At 69.3% G+C, this 24,477-nt stretch carries 22 protein-coding genes and 2 pseudogenes; 16 read left to right on the top strand and 8 right to left on the bottom strand.

Features of this window, described 5'->3' with window-relative positions:
- Positions 1-2 precede the first annotated feature (2 nt).
- The 9 genes from ACZ1HC_RS06375 to ACZ1HC_RS06335 all read left to right on the top strand — a co-directional run bounded on the left by ACZ1HC_RS06375 (position 3) and on the right by ACZ1HC_RS06335 (position 4,921).
- The gene (locus ACZ1HC_RS06375; protein WP_472699233.1) at positions 3-563 is read left to right on the top strand and encodes a cysteine hydrolase family protein; all 561 of its coding nucleotides are present in this window, start codon (positions 3-5) and stop codon (positions 561-563) included.
- A 110-nt stretch (positions 564-673) separates the two neighbouring features.
- A complete protein-coding gene (locus ACZ1HC_RS06370; RefSeq protein ID WP_472699232.1) occupies positions 674-1,381 on the top strand; it encodes a response regulator transcription factor in 708 nt (235 codons plus the stop codon).
- Positions 1,381-2,136, top strand: a complete 756-nt coding sequence (locus tag ACZ1HC_RS06365) for an FIST signal transduction protein (RefSeq protein WP_472699231.1) — start codon at positions 1,381-1,383, stop codon at positions 2,134-2,136. The genes ACZ1HC_RS06370 and ACZ1HC_RS06365 overlap by 1 nt, the downstream gene beginning before the upstream one ends.
- A gap of 38 nt (positions 2,137-2,174) precedes the next feature.
- Positions 2,175-2,546 carry an FIST C-terminal domain-containing protein gene (locus tag ACZ1HC_RS06360; protein WP_472699230.1) on the top strand — a complete coding sequence of 124 codons (372 nt, stop codon included), beginning with the start codon at positions 2,175-2,177 and terminating at the stop codon, positions 2,544-2,546.
- A 4-nt stretch (positions 2,547-2,550) separates the two neighbouring features.
- Positions 2,551-3,567: a sensor histidine kinase gene (locus ACZ1HC_RS06355; RefSeq protein WP_472699229.1), complete on the top strand. Its 1,017-nt coding sequence runs from the start codon at positions 2,551-2,553 to the stop codon at positions 3,565-3,567.
- The gene (locus tag ACZ1HC_RS06350) at positions 3,525-3,872 is read left to right on the top strand and encodes a response regulator (RefSeq protein ID WP_472699228.1); all 348 of its coding nucleotides are present in this window, start codon (positions 3,525-3,527) and stop codon (positions 3,870-3,872) included. The genes ACZ1HC_RS06355 and ACZ1HC_RS06350 overlap by 43 nt, the downstream gene beginning before the upstream one ends.
- Positions 3,873-3,969: 97 nt before the next feature.
- Positions 3,970-4,482 (top strand): hypothetical protein, encoded by a 513-nt coding sequence (locus ACZ1HC_RS06345; protein WP_472699227.1) that lies wholly within the window; start codon positions 3,970-3,972, stop codon positions 4,480-4,482.
- Positions 4,461-4,586 carry a hypothetical protein gene (locus ACZ1HC_RS06340; protein WP_472699226.1) on the top strand — a complete coding sequence of 42 codons (126 nt, stop codon included), beginning with the start codon at positions 4,461-4,463 and terminating at the stop codon, positions 4,584-4,586. The genes ACZ1HC_RS06345 and ACZ1HC_RS06340 overlap by 22 nt, the downstream gene beginning before the upstream one ends.
- Positions 4,583-4,921: a hypothetical protein gene (locus ACZ1HC_RS06335; protein WP_472699225.1), complete on the top strand. Its 339-nt coding sequence runs from the start codon at positions 4,583-4,585 to the stop codon at positions 4,919-4,921. The genes ACZ1HC_RS06340 and ACZ1HC_RS06335 overlap by 4 nt, the downstream gene beginning before the upstream one ends.
- Here the strand turns inward: ACZ1HC_RS06335 and ubiB are convergent.
- Positions 4,918-6,456 carry a 2-polyprenylphenol 6-hydroxylase gene (gene ubiB, locus ACZ1HC_RS06330; RefSeq protein WP_472699224.1) on the bottom strand — a complete coding sequence of 513 codons (1,539 nt, stop codon included), beginning with the start codon at positions 6,454-6,456 and terminating at the stop codon, positions 4,918-4,920. The two genes, ACZ1HC_RS06335 and ubiB, sit on opposite strands and share 4 nt — an antisense overlap.
- Entirely contained in the window at positions 6,456-7,202 is a 747-nt protein-coding gene (ubiE, locus tag ACZ1HC_RS06325) for a bifunctional demethylmenaquinone methyltransferase/2-methoxy-6-polyprenyl-1,4-benzoquinol methylase UbiE (protein ID WP_472700796.1), read from the bottom strand. Before ubiE ends, ubiB begins: the two co-directional genes overlap by 1 nt.
- A 74-nt stretch (positions 7,203-7,276) precedes the next feature.
- Between ubiE and mutM the strand changes: the two are divergent.
- The 6 genes and pseudogenes from mutM (at position 7,277) to recF (ending at position 13,620) form a co-directional block, all read left to right on the top strand.
- A pseudogene (gene mutM, locus ACZ1HC_RS06320) lies at positions 7,277-8,121 on the top strand (bifunctional DNA-formamidopyrimidine glycosylase/DNA-(apurinic or apyrimidinic site) lyase).
- A 68-nt stretch (positions 8,122-8,189) separates the two neighbouring features.
- Complete coding sequence (locus tag ACZ1HC_RS06315) at positions 8,190-8,966, top strand: enoyl-CoA hydratase (RefSeq protein ID WP_472699223.1); 777 nt, start codon at positions 8,190-8,192, stop codon at positions 8,964-8,966.
- Between the two features lie 168 nt (positions 8,967-9,134).
- The gene (gene rpsT / locus ACZ1HC_RS06310; RefSeq protein WP_472699222.1) at positions 9,135-9,404 is read left to right on the top strand and encodes a 30S ribosomal protein S20; all 270 of its coding nucleotides are present in this window, start codon (positions 9,135-9,137) and stop codon (positions 9,402-9,404) included.
- 559 nt (positions 9,405-9,963) lie between these two features.
- Positions 9,964-11,346, top strand: coding sequence for a chromosomal replication initiator protein DnaA (gene dnaA / locus ACZ1HC_RS06305; protein ID WP_472699221.1), 1,383 nt, complete (start codon positions 9,964-9,966; stop codon positions 11,344-11,346).
- An 88-nt stretch (positions 11,347-11,434) separates the two neighbouring features.
- Positions 11,435-12,553: a DNA polymerase III subunit beta gene (dnaN, locus tag ACZ1HC_RS06300; RefSeq protein ID WP_472699220.1), complete on the top strand. Its 1,119-nt coding sequence runs from the start codon at positions 11,435-11,437 to the stop codon at positions 12,551-12,553.
- Positions 12,550-13,620: a DNA replication/repair protein RecF gene (gene recF / locus ACZ1HC_RS06295; RefSeq protein WP_472699219.1), complete on the top strand. Its 1,071-nt coding sequence runs from the start codon at positions 12,550-12,552 to the stop codon at positions 13,618-13,620. The genes dnaN and recF overlap by 4 nt, the downstream gene beginning before the upstream one ends.
- Here the strand turns inward: recF and ACZ1HC_RS06290 are convergent.
- Entirely contained in the window at positions 13,615-15,159 is a 1,545-nt protein-coding gene (locus ACZ1HC_RS06290) for a phospholipase D-like domain-containing protein (RefSeq protein WP_472699218.1), read from the bottom strand. The genes recF and ACZ1HC_RS06290 overlap by 6 nt on opposite strands.
- A gap of 167 nt (positions 15,160-15,326) precedes the next feature.
- Between ACZ1HC_RS06290 and gyrB the strand changes: the two genes are divergently transcribed.
- Positions 15,327-17,765: a DNA topoisomerase (ATP-hydrolyzing) subunit B gene (gene gyrB / locus ACZ1HC_RS06285; protein WP_472699217.1), complete on the top strand. Its 2,439-nt coding sequence runs from the start codon at positions 15,327-15,329 to the stop codon at positions 17,763-17,765.
- Between the two features lie 57 nt (positions 17,766-17,822).
- Here gyrB and pdeM read toward each other — a convergent pair whose 3' ends face one another.
- The 5 genes and pseudogenes from pdeM to ACZ1HC_RS06260 form a co-directional block, all read right to left on the bottom strand.
- Positions 17,823-18,497, bottom strand: coding sequence for a ligase-associated DNA damage response endonuclease PdeM (gene pdeM / locus ACZ1HC_RS06280; protein ID WP_472699216.1), 675 nt, complete (start codon positions 18,495-18,497; stop codon positions 17,823-17,825).
- Entirely contained in the window at positions 18,494-20,866 is a 2,373-nt protein-coding gene (locus tag ACZ1HC_RS06275) for a ligase-associated DNA damage response DEXH box helicase (protein WP_472699215.1), read from the bottom strand. The genes pdeM and ACZ1HC_RS06275 overlap by 4 nt, the downstream gene beginning before the upstream one ends.
- Positions 20,863-22,412, bottom strand: a pseudogene (locus ACZ1HC_RS06270) (cisplatin damage response ATP-dependent DNA ligase). Before ACZ1HC_RS06270 ends, ACZ1HC_RS06275 begins: the two are co-directional and overlap by 4 nt.
- The gene (locus tag ACZ1HC_RS06265) at positions 22,409-23,401 is read right to left on the bottom strand and encodes a ligase-associated DNA damage response exonuclease (RefSeq protein ID WP_472699214.1); all 993 of its coding nucleotides are present in this window, start codon (positions 23,399-23,401) and stop codon (positions 22,409-22,411) included. The pseudogene ACZ1HC_RS06270 and the gene ACZ1HC_RS06265 overlap by 4 nt, the downstream one beginning before the upstream one ends.
- A gap of 78 nt (positions 23,402-23,479) precedes the next feature.
- Positions 23,480-24,385, bottom strand: a complete 906-nt coding sequence (locus tag ACZ1HC_RS06260; RefSeq protein WP_472699213.1) for a DMT family transporter — start codon at positions 24,383-24,385, stop codon at positions 23,480-23,482.
- Positions 24,386-24,477 lie beyond the last annotated feature (92 nt).

The raw sequence follows: 24,477 nt of genomic DNA, 5'->3' as shown, positions 1-24,477 counted from the left end.
TCATGACGAAACGCGCCACCGTCGCCGTGGACATCCAGAACGACTATTTCCCCGGCGGCAGGTTCCCCCTGGAGGGAATGGAGGACGCCGCCGAAAAGGCCCGCGCCGTTCTGGACGCCGCCCGCAGGCGCGGCGATCTGGTGGTGCATGTGCGTCACGAATTCGCCGACGCCTCGGCCCCCTTCTTCCAGCCCGGCAGCGAAGGGGCGCGCATCAATCACGTCGCCGCCCCCCGCGACGGCGAGATCGTCGTCACCAAGAACCAGGTCAACGCCTTCAAGGACACCGACCTGGGGCGCATCCTGGAGGACAACGGCATCACCGAGGTGGTGATCGTCGGCGCCATGAGCCACATGTGCATCGACGCCGCCGCCCGGGCGGCCTCGGATCTGGGTTACAGCACCACGGTCATCGCCGACGCCTGCGCGACCCGCGACCTCGAGTTCCAGGGCACGGTCGTCCCCGCGGCCCAGGTCCACGCCGCGATGATGAGCGGTCTGGCCTTCGCCTATGCCACCGTGACCGACGCGCGCGACTGGATCGCCGGGCCGGGTTCCGCCTGAGCGCACGACCTTGGTCGCAGATGCGGCTTGCTTTGCCGGGACAGTGGCCTAAAGTCGGGGAACATGCCGCGCGGGGGAATGGGGCGCGGCACCGTCCGGGGAGGAGACCGATGACAGCCGCAGCCTTGCAGGCGAAAACGCCGCAGACGCCACGGCAAAGCGCCGATCAGGTGCGCGAAATCCTGATCGTGGACGACCATCCGCTGATGTGCGACGCGCTTGCGCTGACGCTGAAGATCAGCTTCGGCCTGAAGAACGTGCGAACCGCCCGCAGCCTGGGCGCGGCGCTTGACGGGATCAGGGCGCAGGGCGCCCCTGATGCGGTGATCCTGGATCTGAACCTGCCCGACGCGCGCGGGGCCGAAGGGCTGGTCACCCTGCGCCGGCTGTTGCCGGATGTGCCGATCACCATGATCTCTGCCGACATGGACAGCGCCATGATCAGCGCCGCGATGGCCGCCGGGGCGCAGGGCTATATCAGCAAGTCCCTGGGCCGCGAGGCCCTGGTGGACAGCCTGCGCCGCATGTGGGAGGGCGAGCGCGTCACGCCCGAGGGCTATGCCCCGGATGCGGCCGATGCCGAGGACGAGGCCCGGGCCGAACTGGCGCGGCGCTTCGCCACCCTGACCCCGCAGCAGATGAAGATCCTGCGTCTGATCTGCCAGGGCAAGGCGAACAAGGAGATCAGCTATGATCTCTCCATCGCCGAGGCGACGGTGAAGACCCACATCACCGCCATCATGTCCAAGATCAACGCGCGCCGCCGCACCCAGGCGGTGCTGCTTGCCAACACGGTCCGGCTGTTCGAGGCCGGCTGATGGATACCGGCCCGGTCGCGAAGGAGGGCGCCGTCGGGCCGGTGGCCGTGCAGGCCGACCGCGGTGAGGCCGATCGCGGCCGCATCCTGCTGGACGGCCTGCGCGGAGCCGATCCGGGCCTGGTCCTGGTCTTCGGCGCGGACGGCTCGGAACTGGCCGCGCTTGACGCCGTCCTGCGGGCCGGGTTGCCCGACGGCTGCGTGATCGCCGGCTGCTCCTCGGCCGGCGAGATCGGCCCGCGGGGCTATGCCACCGGCAGCGTGGTGGCGATCGGCTTTCCGGCCGCGCAGTTCCGCGCCGCCTCGCTGGTGCTGCCGCGGCTGGACGCCCTGCCGGTGTCGGACTGGATGGCCGCGCTGCGCCGGTTGCAGGCCGGCTTCGGCCCCGACCCGCAGCGATCGCTGTTCGGCCTGCTGCTGGTGGACGGTCTGGCCGGGCAGGAGGACGCGCTTGTGGCGACCATCGACGCGGCCCTGCCCTCGGTCCCGACGCTGGGCGGGTCGGCGGGCGACGGGCTGTCCTTCAAGCAGACCTGGCTGCTGGCCAACGGCCAGATCCTGACCAACGCGGCCGTCTTCGTGCTGGTGGAAACCGATCTGGCGGTCCGCGAGGTGACCTTCGCCCATTTCAGCCCCACCGAGACGCGCATGGTGGTGACCGCCGCCATTCCCGAAAAGCGCCGCATCCTGGAACTGAACGCCGAACCCGCGGCCGAGGAATACGCCCGCCTGACCGGCGTGCCCCCCAGGCCCTGACGCCCGGCGAATTCGCGCGCCATCCCCTGCTGCTGCGGATGGGGCGCCATCACCACGTCCGCGCCATCAGCGCCCAGACCGCGGACGGCGGGCTGTCGCTGATGTCCTCGATCGACACCGGCACCGTCCTGACGCTGGGCCGGGCCGAGGACATGACCCAGGGTTTCGCCGAGGCCCTGGCCGCCCTGCCCCGCCCGCCGCTGATGGTGCTGGGCTTCGACTGCATCCTGCGCCGGCTGGCCCTGGAACGCGAGGGGCTGCACGACCAGATGTCGGACCTGCTGACCCGCTACCGCGTCGCCGGCTTCAACACCTATGGCGAACAGCACAGCGGGATGCACGTGAACCAGACCTTCGTGGGGCTGGCCTTCATGGACAACGCCGAGGCCGCGGCCCCCGGCGCCGCGTGATCCCATGCTGCGCGACGACGACACCCCCGACCGGCGCATCGAGAAGCTGACCCGCATCAACCGGGTCCTGATCGACCGCATCGACCGGCTGGAGGAATCGCGCGGCTCGGCCTGGTCCATGTTCCAGGCCGCCGTCGCCCTGGAGCAGGAGGTGATGGCCCGCACCCGGGAACTGGAGCGGGTGCTGGCCGACCTGTCGCAGCGCAACCGCGAACTGGCCGTGGCCCGCGCCAGCGCCGAGGAGGCGAACCGGTCCAAGACCCGCTTCCTGCGCGCGGCCAGCCATGACCTTCTGCAACCCCTGTCGGCGGCGCGGCTGTTCCTGTCGATGCTGACCGACACGCCGATGAACGAGCTTCAGACCGAACTGACCGGACGCCTCTCGGGGGCCTTCGAATCGGTCGAACAGTTGATGCACGCAGTTCTGGACATCTCGCGGCTGGACAGCCAGCGGATCGAGTTCCACCGCCAGCCCGTGCCGCTGGGGGACCTGTTCCGCAGGCTGGCCATCGAATTCGCCCCCCTGGCCGAGGCCAAGGGACTGCGGCTGTCCTTCGTGCCGACCGACGCGGTGGTCGAGAGCGACCCGGTGTTCCTGCGGCGGATCGCGCAGAACCTGGTGTCGAACGCGATCAAGTATACCCACAGGGGCGGCGTGGCGGTGGGCGCCCGCCAAAGCGGCGGATTGTGCTGGCTCTGCGTCTATGACACCGGCGTGGGCATCGCGGCGGTGGACCGCAACCGCATCTTCGACGAATTCCAGCGGCTGTCGAACGACGCGGCCACCCCCGGCATGGGGCTGGGCCTGTCCATCGTGCGCCGCGCCTGCGCCAAGCTGGGACACCCGATCCGGCTGGAATCCGAGGCCATGCGCGGCACCGTCTTCCGCGTGGGCCTGCCGCCGGTGAGCCGCGATCAGGCCGGGGGCCGGGTCGGCCCGACAGCCTGCCCCTGCCCCTGCGCGGCCGGGTCGCCCTGGTGGTCGAGAACGACCATGCGATGCGGCGCGGCTACGAGATGATCCTGCGCGACAGGCTGGGGATGGTCGCCCGCGTGACCGGCGGCACCGCCGAGGCCCTGGCGACGATGGGGGACGATCCCCCGGACGTGATCCTGGCCGACTACAACCTGGAGAACGGAGATACCGGGGTTCATGCCATCGCGGCGCTGCGCCGGTCTGCGGGCCATCCCATCCCGGCGGTGATGATCACCGCCCATCGTGATCCGCAGATCGCGCGAAGCTGCGAGGCGATGCAGGTGCATCTGATGGAAAAGCCCGTGCGCCCCGCCGAACTGGCCGAGATGCTGGGCGAGATCCTGGCATGATCCCCGTGATCTGCGACCAAAGGCCGAGGCGGCGGCGGGCGGGCTTGTCCGCTGCCTCGTGCGGCGCAACTCTGGGCCCGCATAGGGGAGGAACAGCATGAAGAAAGCCATCGCCGCGGCCTTGTGGCTGGGCTTGTCGGCCGTGACGGCGGGTCCGACCTGCGCGGGAGAGGCCGGGGACGCCGTCTTCGCCGAGCGCGGCCCCTGGTCGCTGGGGAACCGCCAGCTTCGCTGGGCGCTTCATGTCGAGGGGCCCGAGGCGCCCGGCTTCCTGAAGATCCGCGACGGAAGCGTGACGCTGACCCAGGCCATCGACCCTTCGGACCGGCAGCCGGTCCTGCAGCTGATCCAGAAGACCGACACCCGGACCCGGCAGATCGGCCCCTTCCCGGTTTCCGGCGGCGATCCGGTTCTGACCTTCTTTCTGGAACAGACGACCCGCGACATGGCGCGGCTGACCGGCGGCAGCCCCTTCTACATCCGCAACCGCATCAAGGACGCGCTGTTCCGGGGGGCCGGATCTCGGAATCGGACGGCCGGTCGGTGGCCAGCTTCCAGCCCTTCGCCGAGGATCCGAACGCCGCGCGCATGGCCGGGTTCGAGACGCTGACGCTGACCTTCGTGCTGGGCGATCCCAGCCAGCCCATCCGCGAATTCCGCGCCGAAACCCAGGGCGCCAGCCCCGGCTATGTGAACCGGATGACCCTGCAATGAAGGGCCCGCTGATCGCGGCCGCGGCCCTGCTGGCGGCGGCGTCCGCCCATGCCCAGGCGGTCAACGACTATCCCACCAATGCGCGGGCCGAGTATGTCTTTGCCTGCATGGCCACCAACGGCCAGACCCGCGACATGCTGGACCGCTGTTCCTGCGCCATCGACCGGATCGCCGAGGTGCTGCCCTACGAGCGCTACGTCCAGGCCGAGACCGTCTTGCGGATGCAGCAGACCACCGGCGAGCGGTCGGGCATGTTCAAGAGCATGGCGCAGATGACCGCGATGGTGGCCGACCTCAAGCGCGCCGAGGCCGAGGCCGAGATCCTCTGCTTCTAGACCAGCGCCATGCCCACCGCCGCCCCCGCCCCAAGCGCCAGCACCACCGCCAGCCAGACCGGCGCGCCGCGGCGCACCAGCACCGGCTGGACCGGGCGGGCATCCTCGGGATGGGCGCGTTCCCACAGCGCCTGTTCGACGATGCGCGGCAGCAGGGGGCCGTAGCGGCCGACGGTCTGGGCCACGCGCGCCATGTCGCCTGCAAGCGCCTTGGGCCCGATGTTCGAACGGATATAGTCCGACACCACGGGCTTGGCCGCGTCCCAGATGTTCAGCTGCGGATCGACCGACCGGGCCACGCCCTCGACCACGACCATGGTGCGTTGCAGCAGGATCAGCTGGGTCTGGGTCCGCATCCCGAAGCGTTCGGTGACCTCGAACAGGTAGGCCAGCAGGTTCGCCATCGAGATCTGGCTGGCCGTGGCGCCGAAGATGGGTTCGCCCACGGCGCGCAGGGCGCGGGCGAACTGCGCCTCGTCGCGGTCGCGCGGGACGTAGCCCGCCTCGAAATGGACGCGGGCGACGCGGCGGTAATCGCGGCGGATGAAGCCATACAGGATCTCGGCATAGATGCGGCGGGTGTATTCGTCGATCTCGCCCATGATGCCGAAGTCGTAGGCCAGCACGTCGCCGTTGGCCGCGACCTTCAGGTTGCCGTGGTGCATGTCGGCGTGAAAGAACCCGTCGCGCAGGGCGTGCTGCAGGAACAGCTGGATCACCCGCGTGGCGATGCGGGCGGTGTCGTGTCCCGCCGCCACCAGCGCCGCGCGGTCGCCCATCGGCAGCCCCTCGGCCCAGTCCGAGGTCAGCACCCGGCGCGAGGACAGGTTCCAGTGCGGATGGGGAACCGAAAAGCCCGCGTCGCCCTTGGTGTTTTCCGCGAATTCCGAGGCATTGGCCGCCTCCAGCCGCATGTCCTGTTCGGCGGTCACGGTGGCCTCGAAGTGGCGCACCACGTCGCGCGGCCGCAGCCGGCGGCTGCCGGGGGCAAGGGCCTCGATGATGCCGGCGGCGAAATGAAAGGCGTCGATGTCGCGGCGGAAGGCCGCGCCGATGCCGGGGCGCAGCACCTTGACGGCGACCTCGCGGCCGGTGGCGCGAATCCGGGCGCGGTGGACCTGGGCGATCGAGGCGGCCGCGACGGGTTCCGAGAACTCCGAGAACAGAAGATCCACCGGCTGGCGCAGTTCGGCCTGGATGATGTCCTTGGCGATCTCGGTCGGAAAGGGCGGCAGGCGGTCCTGCAGCATCCGCAACTGGTTCGCCATGCCGATGCCCACCACGTCCGCGCGGGTCGAGAGGATCTGCCCGAACTTGATGTAGGCGGGCCCCAGCGCGGTGATCGCGCGGGTGATCGGCGGCAGGTTCGGGTCGCCCCTGTAGCCCATCCAGCGGAACGGCCAGCCCAGCACGCGGGCGGCGACGCGCAGCCGCGGCGGCGCCTCGACCGCGTCCAGCACCGCGCGCATGGCGCCGGTGCGTTCGAAGGTGGCGCCCGTGCGGATCAGGCGCAGCAGGTTGTGCGGGCCGCGCATTACAGCTTCCAGCCCGAATGAAGCGCCGCGATGCCCATCGACAGGTTGCGGTATTGCACGCGGCCGAAGCCCGCCGCGCGGATCATGTCGGCGAAGCTGTCCTGATCGGGGAACCTGCGGATCGATTCGACCAGATACTGATAGCTGTCGCGATCCCCCGTCACCGCCTGGCCCAGCGCCGGGATGACGTTGAAGGAATAGCGGTCATAGGCCCATTGCATCGCGGGGACGGGCAGCTGGCTGAACTCCAGCACCATCAGCCGCCCGCCCGGCTTCAGCACCCGGAAGGCTTCGGCCAGGGCGTCGGGGATGCGGGTGACGTTGCGGATGCCGAAGCTGATCGTGTAGCGGTCGAAGCTGGCATCGGCGAAGGGCAGCGCCATCGCGTCCCCCGTGACCCAGGCCAGCCGGTCGCCCTTTTCCACCGCATCGGCACGCTTGCGACCTTCGATCAGCATGGATTCGGTCATGTCGCAGACCGTGGCGCGGGCGCCCGGCGCCCGGTCCAGGAACCGGAAGGCGATGTCGCCCGTGCCCCCGGCCACGTCCAGCAGGTGCTGGCCGTTGCGCGGGACCAGCCAGTCCATCATGGCATTCTTCCAGACGCGGTGGATGCCCGCGCTCATCAGGTCGTTCATCAGGTCGTAACGGGATGCAACCGATGAAAAGACCCCGTGGACCATCCCGGCCTTGGCATCCTCGTCCACGGTCCGGAAACCGAAATGGGTCTGCTTCTTGTCGCTCATCCGCTTGCCGATCCGCTGTTTCATCGCCAGATAAGCCTGAAGTCCCCGACACACAATGCATGGGCAGGCCGCGTTTGCCAGAACTTCCCGAAGTCGAAACCGTTCGCCGCGGCCTGTTGCCGCACCTGGAAGGCCAGCGCATCGCCCGGGCCGAGGTGCGGCGCCCCGACCTGCGCTGGCCGCTGCCGGCCGATCTGGTGCAGGTCCTGACCGGCGCCCGGGTGACGGCGCTGCGGCGGCGGTCGAAATACCTGCTGGCGGATCTGGACCGCGGCGGCACCCTGCTGATGCATCTGGGCATGTCCGGCCGGATGCTGGTCGAGGGCGGATCGCTGGGCGAGTTCCACCGCGATCCGGCGATCCTGCCGCGCCACGATCACGTGGTGCTGGTCACCGAGAGCGGCAGCACCATCACCTTCAACGATGCCCGCCGGTTCGGGATGGTCGATCTGATCCGCGAGGGCACCGCCCATCCCCTGCTGGACCACCTGGGGCCGGAGCCTTTCGACGAGGCTTTCGGGCCCGCCCATCTGGCCGCGGCCTTCGCGAACCGCCGCGTCCCCGTCAAGCAGGCGCTGCTGGATCAGCGCATCGTCGCGGGCCTGGGCAACATCTACGTCTCCGAGGCGCTGCACCGGGCGCGCATCGACCCGCGCCGGGCGGCGGGCCGCATCGGCGCCACCCGGCTGGCCGCGCTTGTCGGCCATATCCGCGCGGTGCTGACCGATGCCATCGCGGCAGGCGGATCCAGCCTGCGCGACCACCGGCAGGCCAGCGGCGAACTGGGCTATTTCCAGCACAGCTTCCGCGTCTATGACCGCGAGGGGCGGCCTGCCCCCGCCCCGGCTGCACGGGCGCCATCCGCCGCGTCGTTCAGGGCGGGCGCTCCAGCTTCTTCTGCCCGTCCTGCCAGCGGTAGCGCGCTTGGCTTTTCCGCGCGGCTTTTGATAGGGTCCGGCGAAACTTCCTTGCAACGGGACGCTGCCCATGGCCTACGAAACCATCATCGTCGAGATCGAGGACAATGTCGCCCTGATCCGGCTGAACCGCCCCGAGGCGCTGAACGCGCTGAACACCGCGCTCATCACCGAACTGGGACAGGCGCTGGCAGAGGCCGATCGCAACGACAAGATCCGCTGCGTGGTGCTGACCGGCAGCGAAAAGGCCTTCGCCGCCGGCGCCGACATCCGCGAGATGTCTACCAAGACCTTCGTCGAGGCTTATGACGAAGACCTCTTCGGTGCCAAGATCGACGCGATCACCCGCATCCGCAAGCCGATCATCGCCGCCGTCAGCGGCTATGCCCTGGGCGGGGGATGCGAACTGGCGATGATCTGCGATTTCATCATCGCGGCCGACACCGCCAAGTTCGGCCAGCCCGAGATCAACCTGGGCGTCATCGCCGGCATCGGCGGCACGCAGCGCCTGACCCGCTTCGTGGGCAAGTCCAAGGCCATGGACATGCACCTGACCGGCCGCTTCATGGACGCCGCCGAGGCAGAGCGGTCGGGCCTGGTCAGCCGCGTGGTGCCCGCCGCCAAGCTGATCCCCGAGGCCCTGGCCGCGGCCCGCAAGATCGCCGAGAAGTCGCAGGTCTCGGTCAAGGCCGCCAAGGAGGCCGTCAACCGCGCCTACGAGACGACCATGACGGAAGGCATCCTGTTCGAACGCCGCAGCTTCCAGTCGCTGTTCTCGACCGAGGACCAGAAGGAAGGCATGGCCGCCTTCCTGGAAAAGCGCGAGCCGCAGTTCCGCGACCGCTGACGTCCCCGCGTCGTTTCGGGCTTTCCTTTTCGGGCGCCATGCCCTATATGCCCCGGCTTACATGCGCGTGGGCCCGCTTAGGCAAGAATCATGACCGCTTCCGACGGGGGCGGTCCCCTGGGGTCTTTGCGCGATCGAAACGCTGACAGACCGAAACAGGATAAGCCCATGGCCAATACGCCCCAGTCCAAGAAACGCGCCCGCCAGATCGAGCGTCGCACCGACATCAACAAGGCCCGCCGCTCGCGCATCCGCACCTTCATCCGCAAGGTCGAGGAAGCCATCGCCTCGGGCAACGCGGATGCGGCGCGCGCTGCGCTTCAGGCGGCCCAGCCCGAACTGATGCGCGGCGTGACCAAGGGGGTCGTCCACAAGAATACTGCATCGCGGAAAATCTCGCGTCTCGCGGCTCGCGTGAAGGCCCTTTCGGCGGTCTGATCGCGGCGGCGGGGCATGTCCAGCCGCTGTGGAATCGCAAGTCGCGGCTGGTGTCCGACCTGGGCGGGCGTGGATGGAAATCCGCGCCCGCTTTCCGTTCTGCATCTGCGAATGTTGCAAAAATGCCTACAAATCAAGGCCTTCAGGATTCTTTCCTTAGGAGTCAAGGACCTCGCAGATTCGCTTTGGCAAAGCTTCTGTCAAGCAGATAGTTCGGTTGCAGCGCGCCGGACGGGGTTGCTAACCTCACGGGGCGATTCACGTCGCGGCATTGGGGGACGGGCCGGCTGCCGGCGATTCCGGAAGGGATCGCCGCTCCGGTCGGGCCGGAAGGCGACAGGCGCCTTTCATGGCCCTCGGGTTTCTTGCAGACGGCTGCCACCGGCTGCGCGGATGCCCGTGTCTTGGATGGAATCTTCGGGCGAAAGCCCCGTCATGCGGCCTTTCCTGGGCCGCAGGGTGGGGTGTTGCCGCTGTTCCGCCGTTCCGATGCACGTCGCGGATCCTGTTTCGCCGGTAGGTCCGGCGAAGGCTGGGGACAGGACAGGTAGGGCAAGACATGGACGAGATCTGGGGACAGGCATGCGCCGCGCTTGAGACGAGCGTGGGGCCGAACAACTTCAACCACTGGATCAAGCCGCTGCGCCTGACGGGCGTGGACGAGGGGATCGCCCATTTCGCCAGCCCGACGCGCTTCATCTCGGACTGGGTGAACCGCCATTTCGCCAAGGACATCCTGGGCGAACTCAGCCGCCACGGCACCCCCGTCGAACGGCTCCGCTTCGAGGTGGTGCCGCAGGCCGCCCCCGGCCGGGCGCGCCCCGCCCCCGCCGCCCCCGCCAGGCCCGCGCGCTCGACCGCCGCGGCCGCGGCCCCGGCAACCGCCCGCGCCGGGCGCACCGATCTGGGCGCGCCGCTGGACCCGCGCTATACCTTCGGCAATTTCGTGGTGGGCAAGCCCAACGAACTGGCCCATGCCGCCGCGCGCCGCGTGGCCGAGGGCGGTCCGGTCGGCTTCAACCCGCTGTTTCTCTATGGCGGCGTGGGCCTGGGCAAGACCCACCTGATGCACGCCATCGCCCATGAATACCACCGCCGCTATCCGATGGCGCAGGTGCTGTATCTGTCGGCCGAACAGTTCATGTACCGGTTCGTGCAGGCCTTGCGCGAAAGCACGATCATGGACTTCAAGGGCATGTTCCGCAACGTGAACATGCTGATGGTGGACGACGTGCAGTTCATCGCCGGCAAGGACAGCACCCAAGAGGAATTCTTCCATACCTTCAACGCCCTGGTCGATCAGGGCAAGCAGATCGTGATCTCCGCCGACCGCGCCCCGGCCGAGATCAAGGGCCTCGAGGAACGCATCAAGTCGCGCCTGTCCTCGGGGCTGATCGTGGACGTGCATCCCACGACCTACGAGCTGCGCCTGGGCATCCTGCAGTCCAAGACCGAGGCCTTCCGCGCCCAGCAGCCGGATCTGGAGATCGGCGCGGGCGTGCTGGAATTCCTGGCCCACCGCATCACCACCAACGTGCGCGTGCTGGAAGGCGCGCTGCAGCGCCTGTTCGCCCATGCCAGCCTGCTGCGCCGCGAGATCACGCTGGAGGTGGCGCAGGAATGCCTGGCCGACATCCTGCGCACCAACGACCGCAAGATCTCGATCGACGACATCCAGCGCAAGGTGGCCGAGCATTACAACATCCGGCTGGCCGACATGGTCGGGCCGAAGCGCGCCCGCAACGTCGCCCGGCCGCGCCAGATCGCCATGTATCTGTCCAAGCAGCTCACCAGCCGGTCCCTGCCGGAAATCGGCCGCCGCTTCGGCGGGCGCGACCACACCACCATCATGCACGGCATCCGCAAGGTCGAGGAACTGGTCGCCCAGGATCACGCCCTGGCCGAGGACGTGGCGATGCTGAAGCGCCTGCTGGAGGCCTGAGACAGGAAACGCTTGTGGGCCTGCGCCCGGCTGGCTACAAAACAGGTCCGTTCACGGGCCGGGAAGGCCACAGCCACAGGGACATGCAATGAAGTTCTCGATCGAGCGCGCGGTTCTGGTCAAGGCCGTCTCTCAGGCCCAGTCGGTCGTGGAACGCCGCAACACCATCCCGATCCTGGCCAACGTGCTGATCGAGGCCACGCCCGACGGCGTCAGCTTCCGCGCCACCGACCTGGACACCGAGGTGGTGGACCGTGCCCCCGCCCAGGTCGAACGCCCCGGCGCCACCACCGTCAGCGCCGTCATGCTGAACGAGATCGCCCGCAAGCTGCCCGACGGCGCCCTGGTGCAGATCAGTTCGGACGACGCCACGGGGCGGCTTTCGGTGCAGGCGGGGCGGTCGTCCTTCAGCCTGGCCACGCTGCCGCGCGAGGATTTCCCGGTCATGGCGTCCAGCGAATACAGCGCCAACTTCAAGGCCAAGGCCGACATGCTGCGGCGGCTGTTCGACAAGGCCAAGTTCGCGATCTCGACCGAGGAGACGCGCTATTACCTGAACGGCGTCTACATGCATGTGGCGCAGGTGGACGGCCAGCCGATGCTGCGCTGCGTGGCCACCGACGGGCACCGGCTGGCGCGCATCGACGCGCCGCTGCCGGTGGGCGCCGACGACATGCCGGGCGTGATCGTGCCGCGCAAGACGGTGGCGGAACTGCGCAAGCTGCTGGACGACGACGACACCGACATCGCGGTGTCGGTCAGCGAGACCAAGGTGCGCTTCGCCACCCCCACGCTGACGCTGACCTCGAAGGTGATCGACGGCACCTTTCCCGACTATTCGCGCGTCATCCCCCAGCACAACGCCCGCAAGCTTGAGGTGGACGCCAGCGACTTCGCCCGCGCGGTGGACCGGGTGGCGACCGTCAGCAGCGAACGCTCGCGCGCGGTCAAGCTGTCCTTGGACCAGGACCGGCTGATCCTGTCGGTCAACGCCCCCGACGCCGGCGCGGCCGAGGAGGAACTGATCGTCGCCTATGCCGACGACCCGCTGGAGATCGGCTTCAACGCCAAGTACCTGCAGGAGATCGCCAGCCAGGTGGACCGCGACAACGCGGTGTTCCTGTTCAACGGCTCGGGCGATGCCGCCCTGATCCGCGAGGGCGGCGACCAGAGCGCGGTCTATGTCGTCATGCCGATGCGCGTGTGACGCTGAGGCAGGTTTCGCTGGCGCAGTTCCGGTCCTGGTCGCGGCTGGATCTGGACCTGGACCAGCGGCCGCTGGCGATCTTCGGCCCGAACGGAGCGGGCAAGACCAATATCCTCGAGGCGGTGTCCATGCTGGCGCCGGGGCGCGGGCTGCGCGCGGCGCCCGCGCCGGAACAGGCGCGCCAAGGGCCTGAGGCGGGCTGGCGGATCCGGGCGCTGATCGACGGCCATGCGATCGACACCCAGGCCCTGCCCGGCCAGCCGCGCATGGTCCTGATCGACGACAAGCCGGTGGCGCAGACGGCGCTTGGACGGCTGTTGCGGATCCTCTGGCTGGTGCCCGCGATGGACCGGCTGTGGTCCGACCCGCCCGAGGCGCGGCGCCGCTTCCTGGACCGCGTGACGCTGTCGCTGTTTCCCGACCATGCCGATCTGGCGCTGACCTATGACAAGGGGATGCGGGAACGCAACCGCCTGCTGAGGGACCAGGTCGCCGATCCGGGTTGGTATCGCGCCCTGGAAGCGCAGATGGCCGAAGCCGGCGCGGCCCTGACCCGCAACCGGGGCGCGGCCCTGGCGGCGATCATGGCCGCGCAGGAAGGCGGGGATTTCCCCGCCGCGACCCTGGCGCTGCTGCCCGGCGAAGGCCAGGCCGACGACGCCGACGCGGGCTCGATCGCCGAACGGCTGGCCGCGATGCGCCCGCGCGACATGGCCGCCGGGCGCACGCTGAGCGGCCCGCACCGGGCCGATCTGGGGGCGCATTGGGGACCGCAGGACATGCCCGCAGCCCTGTCCTCGACCGGAGAGCAGAAGGCGCTGCTGCTGTCGCTGATCCTGGCCAATGCCCGCGCCCTTGCCGGCCAGCCGGTGGTCCTGCTGCTGGACGAGGTGGCGGCGCATCTGGACGCCGACCGACGCGCGGCGCTCTATGACCGCATCACCGCGCTGCCCGCACAAAGCCTGCTGACGGGGACCGGGCCCGACCTGTTCGCGGCCCTGGGCGACCGGGCCGGTCGGCTGATGGTGGTCCGGGACAACGGCGTGTCGCAGGCCCGGCCGTCATAGCAGCCATTCGATCGGCAGCACGTTCAGCACATAGACCGCCACCCGGTCCATCAATCCCAGCCCCGGCTCGTGCTTGTGGATGATGACGCTGCCGTCGGCGGCGGTGTCCCGCCAGACCATCCGGCCTTCGTCATTCAGCATCGGCTGATAGCTGCGCCGGGACAGGTTCTCGACCGCAAGGCGCCCGTTGCGCGCCAGGCTGTCGCTGGCGATCAGGAAGCCCATCTCGCAGTTGAGATACATCGAGCGCGGATCGAAGTTGAACGACCCGATGAACAGCCGGTCGTCGTCGATGGAGAAGGTCTTGGCATGGATCGACGACCCCGACACCCCCAGAAAGCCCAGCTCTCCCGTTCCCTGCAGATCGCCCTCGACGCGGCGCAGTTCATGAAGCGTGACCCCCGCCTCCAGCAAGTCGCGCCGGTATTTCACATAGCCGGCATGGACCATCGGCACATCGGTGGCGGTCCAGGCATTCGTGATGATGACGACCTCGCGCCCCTGCCGGGCAAGCTCCGAAAAGACCTCGGTCCCCCGGCGGCCCGGCACGAAATAGGCCGAGATCATGGTCAGCCGGCTGTCCACGCCGTCCAGCACCCGCGTCAGGCGCGAGATCATCAGGTCGCTGATCGGAATGTCGCCGGCCCCCTTGGCGGGGTCGTCGGCCACGACCTCGACCGTGGTCCACTCCATGTCCTCGGCCGCGCCCCGCGCCACCCGGGCCGAGGGGGTGGCGTCATCGGGCGCGAAGCGCCCGGCCGCGGTCTCGCTGCGCACCCGGGCCAGGCCATTGTCCAGCGCGGCCGGATCGCCCGGCCCCTCGACCAGCCGCTCCAGTTCGATCACCGGCGTGCTGTTCCAGTAGTCGTCGAAGACCGCGGCGGTCCGGGGCACCACGTCGCCCACCCCGACGACATCCAGATCCAGGTAGGCCGGCGCATCCCCCACGGCGAAATATTCGTCCCCGATGTTGCGGCCGCCCACGATCGCCACCGCGCCGTCCACGAGGAAGGCCTTGTTGTGCATCCGGCGGTTCATGCGCAGCGGATGGAGCAGGTAGCCGAGGATCTTCGGGTTGCGGACGGTGGACGGGTTGAACAGCCTGACGCTGATGTTGGGATGCCTGTTCAGCGCCGCCAGCATGGCGTCCATGCCGTCGATGCCGTTGTCGTCCAGCAGCAGCCGCACCCGCACGCCCCGGTCGGCCGCCGCGCGCAATTCCTCCAGCAGCAGCAGCCCCGACAGATCCGCGTGCCAGATGTAATACATCACGTCGAGCGAGGCGAGCGCGCGCCGCGCCAGATACAGGCGGCTTTCCAGGGCCTGCTCGGGATCGACCAGCGGCACCACGCCCGTCAGGCCGGGATGGCGGTCCATCGCCTCGACCGCGCGCAGTCCCAGTTCGGTCCCCGGATCGAAGGGAATGGTGGTCTCGGCCGCACGCCCCTCGGTGCCGGGCATGGGAAAGGCCAGCCGCCCCGCGGCCCAGGCGGCCCCCGCCACGATCACCGTCATCATCAGAACCTTGCCCAGCCGCATTCGGGTACCTTTCGGTGCTGCCGCAGAAGCGGCCAGATTGGGTCGGATCGGCGGATGCCGCAAGGTGGATGAAATCTGCCGGTGGCGGCAGGAAAAGCCCTGCAATGCCGTGACTTTACCCCCGGGAATGCCTATATCTGACCCGAACAGGCAGGACATTTCCAGGCATGAACGACACAGCCCCCCACATCGCCGAATACGGCGCCGATTCGATCAAGGTTCTCAAGGGACTGGAGGCCGTCAGGAAGCGGCCCGGCATGTATATCGGCGACACCGACGACGGGTCGGGCCTGCATCACATGGTCTACGAGGTCGTGGACAACGGCATCGACGAGGCCCTGGCCGGTCATGCCGACTACGTGAAGGTCAAGATCCACGCCGACAACAGCGTGTCGGTGCGCGACAACGGCCGCGGCATCCCGACCGACATCCACGCCAGCGAAGGCGTCTCGGCGGCCGAGGTCATCATGACCCAGCTTCACGCGGGCGGCAAGTTCGACCAGAACAGCTACAAGGTCTCGGGCGGGCTGCACGGCGTCGGCGTGTCGGTGGTGAACGCGCTGTCGGACTGGCTGGAACTGCGCATCTGGCGGAACGGCAAGGAACACTACGCGCGCTTCGAGCATGGCGACACGGTGGAACACCTGCGCGTCGTGGGCGATGCCGCGCCCGGCGAGAAGGGCACCGAGGTGCGGTTCCTGGCCTCTGCCAAGACCAACCACCCGGACGGCACCTTCAGCAACCTGGACTACGTCTACAAGACGCTGGAAAACCGGCTGCGTGAACTGGCCTTCCTCAACAGCGGCGTCCGCATCATCCTTGAGGACGAGCGCCATGCCGAGGTTCAGAAGACCGAACTGTTCTACGAGGGCGGGGTGCGCGAATTCGTCAAGTACCTCGACCGGTCCAAGACGCCCGTCATGCCCGAGCCGATCTTCATGACCGGCGAGCGCAACGGCATCGGCGTCGAGGTGGCGATGTGGTGGAACGACAGCTATCACGAAACGGTGCTGCCCTTCACCAACAACATCCCGCAGCGCGACGGCGGCACCCATCTGGCGGGCTTCCGCGGCGCGCTGACCCGCGTCATCACCAAATACGCCCAGGACAGCGGCATCGCCAAAAGGGAAAAGGTGGATTTCACCGGCGACGACGCCCGCGAGGGGCTGACCTGCGTGCTGTCGGTGAAGGTGCCCGATCCCAAGTTCTCCAGCCAGACCAAGGACAAGCTGGTGTCCAGCGAGGTCCGCCCGGCGGTCGAGAACCTGGTGGGCGAGAAGCTGGCCGAGTGGTTCGAGGAAAACCCCACCGAGGCCCGGTCCATCGTCGGCAAGATCATCGAGGCCGCCCTGGCCCGCGAGGCCGCCCGCAAGGCGCGCGAACTGACCCGCCGCAAGACGGCGATGGACGTGGCCTCGCTGCCCGGCAAGCTGGCCGACTGCCAGGAAAAGGATCCGGCGCTGTCGGAACTGTTCATCGTCGAGGGCGACAGCGCCGGCGGATCGGCCAAGCAGGGCCGGTCGCGCCAGAACCAGGCGGTCCTGCCCCTGCGCGGCAAGATCCTGAACGTCGAACGGGCGCGCTTCGACCGGATGCTGTCGTCCGAGATGATCGGCACGCTGATCACCGCGCTTGGCACCGGCATCGGCCGGGACGAGTTCAACCTGTCCAAGCTGCGCTACCACAAGATCGTCATCATGACCGATGCCGACGTGGACGGCGCGCATATCCGCACGCTGCTGCTGACCTTCTTCTTCCGGCAGATGCCGCAACTGATCGACGCGGGCCACCTGTATATCGCGCAGCCGCCGCTCTACAAGGTGTCGCGCGGGCGGTCCGAGGTCTATCTCAAGGACGAGGCCGCGCTTGAGGATTACCTGATCCAGCAGGGGGTCGAGGGGGCGGCGCTGAAGCTGGGCTCGGGCGAGGAGATCGTCGGCGCCGACCTGGCCCGCGTCGTGGGCGAGGCGCGCGTCGTCCGCCGCCTGCTGCGCGCCTATCCGACCCATTACCCGCCCCACATCACCGAACAGGCGGCCATCGCCGGGGCGCTGACGCCGGGCCGGATCGACCGGGACGCGCAGGGCGTGGCCGATGCCATCGCCGCGCGGCTGGACATGATCGCCGAGGAATACGAGCGCGGCTGGTCGGGCCGGCCCACGCAGGACGCCGGCATCCGCCTGTCGCGCACCCTGCGCGGGGTCGAGGAAAGCCGGACGCTGGACGGCCAGATGCTGCGCAGCGCCGAAAGCCGCCGCCTGGGCGAGATGACGCAGTCGCTGCAGGACATCTATGGCCAGCCCGCCCGGCTGGTCCGCAAGGACCGCGACCAGCCGATCTTCGGGCCGCTGGGGCTGTTGCAGGCGATCTTCCTGGAAGGCGAGAAGGGCCTGTCGCTGCAGCGCTACAAGGGTCTGGGCGAGATGAACCCGGAGCAGCTGTGGGAAACCACGCTGGATCCGGCGGCGCGCACCATGCTGCAGGTCCGCGTCGAGGACGTGGCCGAGGCCGAGGATCTGTTCACCAAGCTGATGGGCGACGTGGTCGAGCCGCGCCGCGAGTTCATCCAGCAGAACGCGCTGAGCGTCGAGAACCTGGACACCTGAGCCCGCCATCAGGGGCGGGACGCGCCCCCTTGGCGGCCGGTCTTGCCGGCGAGGCCGTCAGGCCCGCCGGCGGGACGGGCCGTTGCGCGACGGGTGGCCCACCGGCACGGGGATCGCGCGGGCGCCGCAGGCGATGGCCAAGCCCTGCGGCACAAGCCGCGCCAGAACCGGGTCGTCGATGGCAAGACCGCCGGTATAGGCGCCGAAGGCCGGCAGGATCAGGTGATCGCGCCCCACCAGAAAGCAGCGCCGGCGTTCCCTTGCCAGCCGCAGGCAGGGATGGAAATGGCCCGACACGTCCGGCCCCTGCCCCGCCTGGTGGCGCAGCACCAGCCCCTGGGCCAGTTCCGCCGCGGCGCTGCCGGGCAGGCGCGGGCAGCCCGGCGAGGGGTCGTGGTTGCCGCTGACCCAGATCCAGCCGCGGTTCCAGGCCATGCCGCGCAGCCGATCGCACAGCATGTCGGGCAGGGCAAGCGCCGCGGCATCGTCGTCGAAGCCGTCGCCCAGGCTGACCACGCAGGCGGGATCGGTGGCCGCGATCTCGGCCTCCAGCCGGTCCAGCGTCGCCAGCACCTCGTAGGGCGGCAGCAGCGGCCCGCCGCGCCGCGCCATGCGTTCGGACTTGCCCAGGTGCAGGTCGGCCACGATCAGCCAGCGGCGGTCGGGCCAGTACAGCGCGCCCGAGGGCCGCGCCTGCAGCGCCTGGCCGGCAAAGTCGAAGGCGTAGGTCACGCCAGCCCCGCCTCGGCCATCAGGGCCGCGGCCTCGGCCTCGGCCATGCGTTCGCGACCGGCCCCGGCGATCGGGACGCGGCCGTATTCCAGAAGCAGCGGCGCGGCCAGCGGCGTCACGCGGCCGGTCATGTGGTGGTCAAGACGGGGGGAATGGTCCAGCATCTCCTCGATCCGGTCGAAATCGACAAGACCCCGCCGCGCCTCGTCCGCGGTGATGCGCAGCAGCAGGTGGTCGGGGTCGTAGCGGCGCAGGGTATCGTAAAGGATGTCGCTGGAAAAGGTGGCCTGCTTGCCCGACTTGCGCTGCCCCGGCATGTTCCGCTGGATCAGCCCCGAGATCACGGCGACGTTGCGGAAGGTCCGCTTCATCACCGCGTTGCCCGCCAGCCAGTCGCCCAGCCCCGCGCGCAGCGCCTTGCGGTCCAGCAGCGGCGCGGGATCGGCGACCGGATCCAGCGACCAGATCAGCAGGGCATAATCCGTGGCGATGAAGCCCAGGGGGCCAAGGCCCGCTTCCTCCATCGTCCTGGTCATCAGCAGCCCCAGCGTCTGCAAGGCGTTGCGCCCCGCGAACCCGTAAAGCGCGAAGTGCCACTTGCCCTGGAAGGGGAAGCTCTCGCTCAGCAGCACGCCCGGCTGCGGCAGGGTGCTGATCTGGGCTTGCAGCCGCAGCCAGTCGGCGGTGTCGGGGGGCAGCACCCAGTGGCGGGACGGGTCGCCGATCAGCGCCTGCACGCGATGGGAAAGCTGCGTCGAGGTCGCCAGCTTCATCCCCGAATACAGCGCGATGCGCGGCTGCCGGGTGGGCTGCTTCGTCACCTCGACCACCATCTCGCGCAGGGCGTCGTATCGCACCGTCTGCCCGCCGATCAGGAAGGTGTCGCCGGGCACCAGGGTCGCGGCGAATCCCTCCTCGACCTCGCCCAGCAGGCCGCCGCCGCGGCGGAAGCGGACCTTCAGCATCTCGGCCTCGACGATGGTGCCCACGTTCATGCGCAGGTCGCGGGCCGCGCGGGGGTCGCGCAGCCGCCACAGGCCGTCCTTCAGCATCAGCCGCTGCCAGCGGTCATAGGCCCGCAGCGCGTATCCCCCGGTCGCCGCGAAATCCAGGCAGTCGTCGAACTGCGCGCGGGTCAGGCCGCGATAGGGGCCGGCGCTGCGCAGTTCGGCAAACAGGGCGTCGGCGTCGAAGGGTCCGGCGCAGGCGGTCAGCAGGATGTGCTGGCACAGCACGTCCAGCGGCCCGGGACCGCGCGGATCGCCGTCCAGGTCGTGTTCATGGACGGCTTCCAGCGCGGCGATGCATTCGACCACCTCGAAGCGGTTGGCGGGCACGATGCGCGCGCGAGAGGGCGCGTTGTAGCGGTGATTGGCGCGGCCGATCCGCTGGACCAGCCGCTTGACGTTCTTGGGCGCGCCGACTTGGATGACCAGATCGACCGCGCCCCAGTCGATGCCCAGATCCAGGCTGCCGGTCGCCACCACGGCGCGCAGTTCGCCCGCGGCCATCGCGGCTTCGACCCGCTGGCGGGCCTCGCGCGCCAGGCTTCCGTGGTGCAGGCCGATGGGCAGGTTGTCGTCGTTTGCGGCCCACAGCGCCTGGAAGAACAGTTCCGCCTGGGCGCGGGTGTTGATGAAGATGATGGTGGTGCGGGCCTGGCGGATCTCGGCCAGAACCTCGGGGATGGCGTAATGGCCGCCGCCGCCCGACCAGGGGGCGGGGCGGGCGGTGGCCAGCATGGCGATGTCGGGTTCGGGACCGGGATCGGCACGGATGATCGCCGCGCCGCCCATGAAGTCGGCCAAGGCGCCCGGATCCTCGACCGTGGCCGACAGGCCGGTGGCGACCAGGCCCGGCGCCAGGGTCCGCAACCGCGCCAGACACAGCATCAGCTGATCGCCGCGCTTGTTTTCCGCCAGCGCGTGCAGTTCGTCCAGGACCACGCGCCGCAGGCTGCCGAAGATCTGCGGGGCCTGTTCATAGGACAGCATCAAGGCCAGCGACTCCGGCGTGGTCAGCAGGATCTGCGGCGGATCGACCCTTTGCCGCGCACGCTGCGAGGCACGGGTGTCGCCGGTCCGATCCTCGACCCGGACGGGCAGGTTCAGGTCCGCCACCGGCCGCGCCAGGTTGCGGGCGATGTCCGCCGTTAGCGCCTTCAGCGGCGAGACGTAAAGCGTGTGCAGCCCCTTGTGGCCGTCCTGAAGGTCAACCAGCGACGGCAGGAAGCCCGCCAGCGTCTTGCCGCCCCCGGTGGGCGCGATCAGCAGCGTGTCGCCCCGCGCCGCCAGCAGGTCAAGCTGATGCGGATGCGGCTGCCAGCCCTGGCGGGCGAACCAGTCCTGGAACGCGGGCGGCAAGGTCACGGGATCATCGCCTTCAGGGTGGACAGGTGGTCGGCCTCGGACACCGGCTTGTCCCAGCGGATCCGGCTGATGCGGGGAAAGCGCATGGCCACGCCCGACTTGTGCCGGCCGGATGCGTTCAGCCCCTCGAAGGCGACCTCCAGCACCAGTTTCGGCGCCACCGACCGGACCGGGCCGAAGCGTTCGATGGTGTTGTTCCTGACGAAGCGGTCCAGTTCGCGCAGTTCCTCGTCGGTAAAGCCGAAATAGGCCTTGCCGACCGGCACAAGCTGGTCCGCGTCCCACAGCCCGAAGGTGAAGTCGCTGTAGAAGCCCGACCGCTTGCCATGCCCGCGCTGCGCGTAAAGCAGCACCGCATCGACCACATGCGGATCGCGCTTCCACTTGAACCACGGTCCGCGCGGGCGGCCGCCGACATAGGCGGAATCGCGGCGCTTGATCATCACCCCCTCGATCACGGCAGCCGGGGGATCGGCGCGCAGGGCGGCCAGTTCTTCCCACGAGCCGAAATCCAGCAGCGGCGACAGGTCGATCCGGTCGCTGCCGAAATCGGCGCCTTCCAGCACCGCGCGGCGGTCCGACAGCGGCAGGTCCCGAAGATCGCGGCCCTGCCAGATCAGCAGGTCATAGGCGCGCAGCCCGGCAGGGTGGCTGTCCAGCATCCCCCGCCCCACCTGCTTGCGGCCCAGGCGCTTCTGAAGGTCGGCGAAGACCGCCACATCCTCGCCCCGGCGGACCAGCAATTCGCCGTCCACGACGCCCTCGAAGTTCAGCGACTCGATCAGGTCGGGAAAGCTGGCGCTGATGTCCTCGCCGGTGCGGGAATAGAGCCTGCGCACGCCGCCGTCGTTGATGGCCTGCACGCGGATGCCGTCCCATTTCCATTCGGCGACGTAGTCGGCGGGATCGAAGGTGCGAAGCTGGTCCAGATCGACGGGGGTGGACAGCATCACCGGGCGGAAGGGGGCGCGGGCGGCCCGTTCGGGGCGCGGGCCGCCGGCGATCCAGTCGAACAGCGGCCGATAGGGGGCGTCAGCCCGTGCCAGATCTCCTCGATCCGGGCCAGGTCGGGCTCGCCCATCTCGGCCAGGGCCATGCGCGCCATGCGGGCCGACAGGCCGACGCGCATGTTGCCGGTCGCCAGCTTCAGGAAGGCCAGCCGCTGCGACGGGCCAAGCCGGTCCAGCATCCCGGCGATGGCGGCGGGCAAGGCGGCCTTGCCGGTGTCCGACAGCAGCGCCACCGCCTGATGCAGGGGCACGTCCTCGTTCCCGCCGCTGTCCCACAGCAGCGCGATGGTTTCGGCCAGATCGCCCACGAAGTCATAGGACAGTGCGAAAAGCCGTTCGTCCACGCGTTCCACCATCAACCCGCGCAGCAGGCCCGGGGTGACGGTGCGCAGCTTCAGATCGCCGGTCAGCGCGGCCAGGGCGAAGCCGCGGTCGGGGTCGGGGGTGGATTGCAGGTAATGGCGCAGAATGCGCAGCTTGGCGTTGCGCGCGGGCGTGAAGGCCAGACGCTCCAGCAGGGTGGCGAAAGCCTTCATTCCGGCTCGTCCTCGTAGCCGATCAGCCGCAGCGGGCGGGCCGGCACGCCCTGCAATTCGCACCAGCGCATCAGCCCATCCTCGGCGCCGTGGGTGATCCAGACCTCCTCGGGGGCCAGTTCGGCGATGGTCTGCGTGACCTGCGGCCAGTCCACATGGTCGCTGATGACCAGGGGCAGTTCCACGCCGCGCTGCCGGGCCCGCGCCCGGACGGCCATCCAGCCCGAGGCGAAGCCGATCACCGGATCGCGGAACCGCTGCACCCAGGCCGAGGCGAAGGCGGATGGCGGCGCGATCACCAGTTGCGCATCGACCTGTTTCGCGGTGGCGGGGACCAGCGGGCCCAGGTCGATGCCCTGTTCGACGTGGTAGTCGCACAACCGCTGCAGGGCGCCGTGAATGGCGATGGGTCCGTCGATCCCCGCCGCGCGGGCCAGCATGATCAGCCGCTGCGCCTTGCCCAGGGCATAGGCGCCGATCAGGTGGGGGCGTTCGGGAAATTCCGCCATGCTGGCCAGCAGGCGGGTCATCTCACCGGCCGGGTCGGGGTGGCGGAACACCGGCAGGCCGAAGGTGGCCTCGGTCACGAAGATGTCGCAGGGGACGGGCTCCCAGGGCGCGCTGACCGGGTTCGGGTGGCGGCAGTAATCGCCCGAGACGACGATCTTCGGGCCGTGATCGGGCTGCACGGCGATCTGCGCCGATCCCAGGATATGGCCCGCCGGATGGAAGCTGACGGTGGTGGCGCCGACGCGGAGGGGGCCATCGGCCGCCTGCCGCTGGCCGGCGAAATCCTCGCCATAGCGGATCGCCATGATCTCCAGCGTCTGGCGGGTCGCCAGGACGGCGCCGTGGCCCGACCGGGCGTGGTCGCCATGACCGTGGGTGATCAGCGCGCGGGGCACCGGACGGATCGGGTCGATGTGGAAGTCACCGGGGGGGCAGTAAAGACCGGCCGGCGTGGGGTGCAGGATCTGATCGGCGCGCATGGGTCCAAGATGGTGAACATTCCATGAAGATCAATGGCACAGCCGATGCCTGGTTCCCGTCGCGGCCCGCGCCCGGGCTCAGGCCGGAGGCGGGCGCCTGACGGGCACCACCGGCGCCGGAGCCTTGGACAGTTGCACCGCCAGGATGCCGGCCATGATGACGCCGACGCCGATCACGTCCCCCGCCGCCAGATCCTCGTCAAGCACCAGGGCGCCCGCCGCCACGCCGAAGAAGGGGGTCAGGAAATGGAAGGTCGCCGCGCGCACCGCGCCGATCCGGCCCACCAGCTTGAACCAGATCCAGGTCGCCAGCAGGCCGGGCACGATCACCGTGTAGAGAAAGGCCCAGACCATCCGCGGATGAAGATCCGCGCCCAGATCCTCGAACAGCGGCGCCACGATCCACAGCGTCCCGGATCCGACCAGCATCTGCAGGCCGACGATCATCATCACGTTGCCGCCCGAACTGGCCCCGCGCACCGTCAGCGTGGCGATGGCCAGCGCCAGGGCGGCCGCGAAGCACATCACGATCCCCACCGGGTCGCTGCCCCCGCCCTGCAGCCGCGCGCCCATGATGATCGCGACGCCCGCCAGCCCCAGCGCCAGCCCCAGGATGCCCAGGGGCCGCAGCCTTTCGCCCATCAGGGTCCAGCCCAGCAGCGCCACAATCAGCGGCATGGTCGCCGCGATGATCGAGGCCAGGCCCGCCTCGATCCACTGCATCGCCACCCAGTTCAGCCCCAGATAGAGCGCGTTCTGGCACAGCCCCAGGATCACCACGGCCCGCCATTGCGCGCGCGTCAGCGTCCGGGCGGTCTCGCCCATCAGCAGCGCGATGACGACGCCGATCGCCCCCGACAGCAGGAATCGCAGGGCCAGGGCGAACAGCGGCGGCGCCTCGGTCACGATCATCCGCGTCGAGGTGAAGGCCGAGGCCCACATCACCGCGAAGACCACTCCCATGAGGATTGCACGTATGTCCATCCCGGCCCCGCTTGCAGATGATGCAGCAGGGCTAGCAGAGACGGGATGGCGCAGGAAGGTCAAAACGCAAGAAGGCCGCGCCCTGCGGCACG

This window comes from Paracoccus sp. BR5-17 (genome assembly GCF_055693925.1).
The sequence above is the reverse complement of the archived record's forward strand: the minus strand, read 5'-3'. Positions and strand labels throughout refer to the sequence as shown.

Coding starts and splice junctions, on each gene's coding strand:
- ACZ1HC_RS06265 (WP_472699214.1), bottom strand. CDS start 23,401: ATGCGCGCCGATCAGATCCTGCACCCCACGCCGGCCGGTCTTTACTGC.
- ACZ1HC_RS06365 (WP_472699231.1), top strand. CDS start 1,381: ATGGATACCGGCCCGGTCGCGAAGGAGGGCGCCGTCGGGCCGGTGGCC.
- dnaN (WP_472699220.1), top strand. CDS start 11,435: ATGAAGTTCTCGATCGAGCGCGCGGTTCTGGTCAAGGCCGTCTCTCAG.
- ACZ1HC_RS06260 (WP_472699213.1), bottom strand. CDS start 24,385: ATGGACATACGTGCAATCCTCATGGGAGTGGTCTTCGCGGTGATGTGG.
- ACZ1HC_RS06315 (WP_472699223.1), top strand. CDS start 8,190: ATGGCCTACGAAACCATCATCGTCGAGATCGAGGACAATGTCGCCCTG.
- ACZ1HC_RS06360 (WP_472699230.1), top strand. CDS start 2,175: ATGGGGCGCCATCACCACGTCCGCGCCATCAGCGCCCAGACCGCGGAC.
- dnaA (WP_472699221.1), top strand. CDS start 9,964: ATGGACGAGATCTGGGGACAGGCATGCGCCGCGCTTGAGACGAGCGTG.
- ACZ1HC_RS06340 (WP_472699226.1), top strand. CDS start 4,461: ATGGCCGGGTTCGAGACGCTGACGCTGACCTTCGTGCTGGGCGATCCC.
- ACZ1HC_RS06375 (WP_472699233.1), top strand. CDS start 3: ATGACGAAACGCGCCACCGTCGCCGTGGACATCCAGAACGACTATTTC.
- ubiE (WP_472700796.1), bottom strand. CDS start 7,202: ATGAGCGACAAGAAGCAGACCCATTTCGGTTTCCGGACCGTGGACGAG.
- ACZ1HC_RS06345 (WP_472699227.1), top strand. CDS start 3,970: ATGAAGAAAGCCATCGCCGCGGCCTTGTGGCTGGGCTTGTCGGCCGTG.
- ubiB (WP_472699224.1), bottom strand. CDS start 6,456: ATGCGCGGCCCGCACAACCTGCTGCGCCTGATCCGCACGGGCGCCACC.
- ACZ1HC_RS06335 (WP_472699225.1), top strand. CDS start 4,583: ATGAAGGGCCCGCTGATCGCGGCCGCGGCCCTGCTGGCGGCGGCGTCC.
- rpsT (WP_472699222.1), top strand. CDS start 9,135: ATGGCCAATACGCCCCAGTCCAAGAAACGCGCCCGCCAGATCGAGCGT.
- ACZ1HC_RS06370 (WP_472699232.1), top strand. CDS start 674: ATGACAGCCGCAGCCTTGCAGGCGAAAACGCCGCAGACGCCACGGCAA.
- ACZ1HC_RS06355 (WP_472699229.1), top strand. CDS start 2,551: ATGCTGCGCGACGACGACACCCCCGACCGGCGCATCGAGAAGCTGACC.
- gyrB (WP_472699217.1), top strand. CDS start 15,327: ATGAACGACACAGCCCCCCACATCGCCGAATACGGCGCCGATTCGATC.
- ACZ1HC_RS06290 (WP_472699218.1), bottom strand. CDS start 15,159: ATGCGGCTGGGCAAGGTTCTGATGATGACGGTGATCGTGGCGGGGGCC.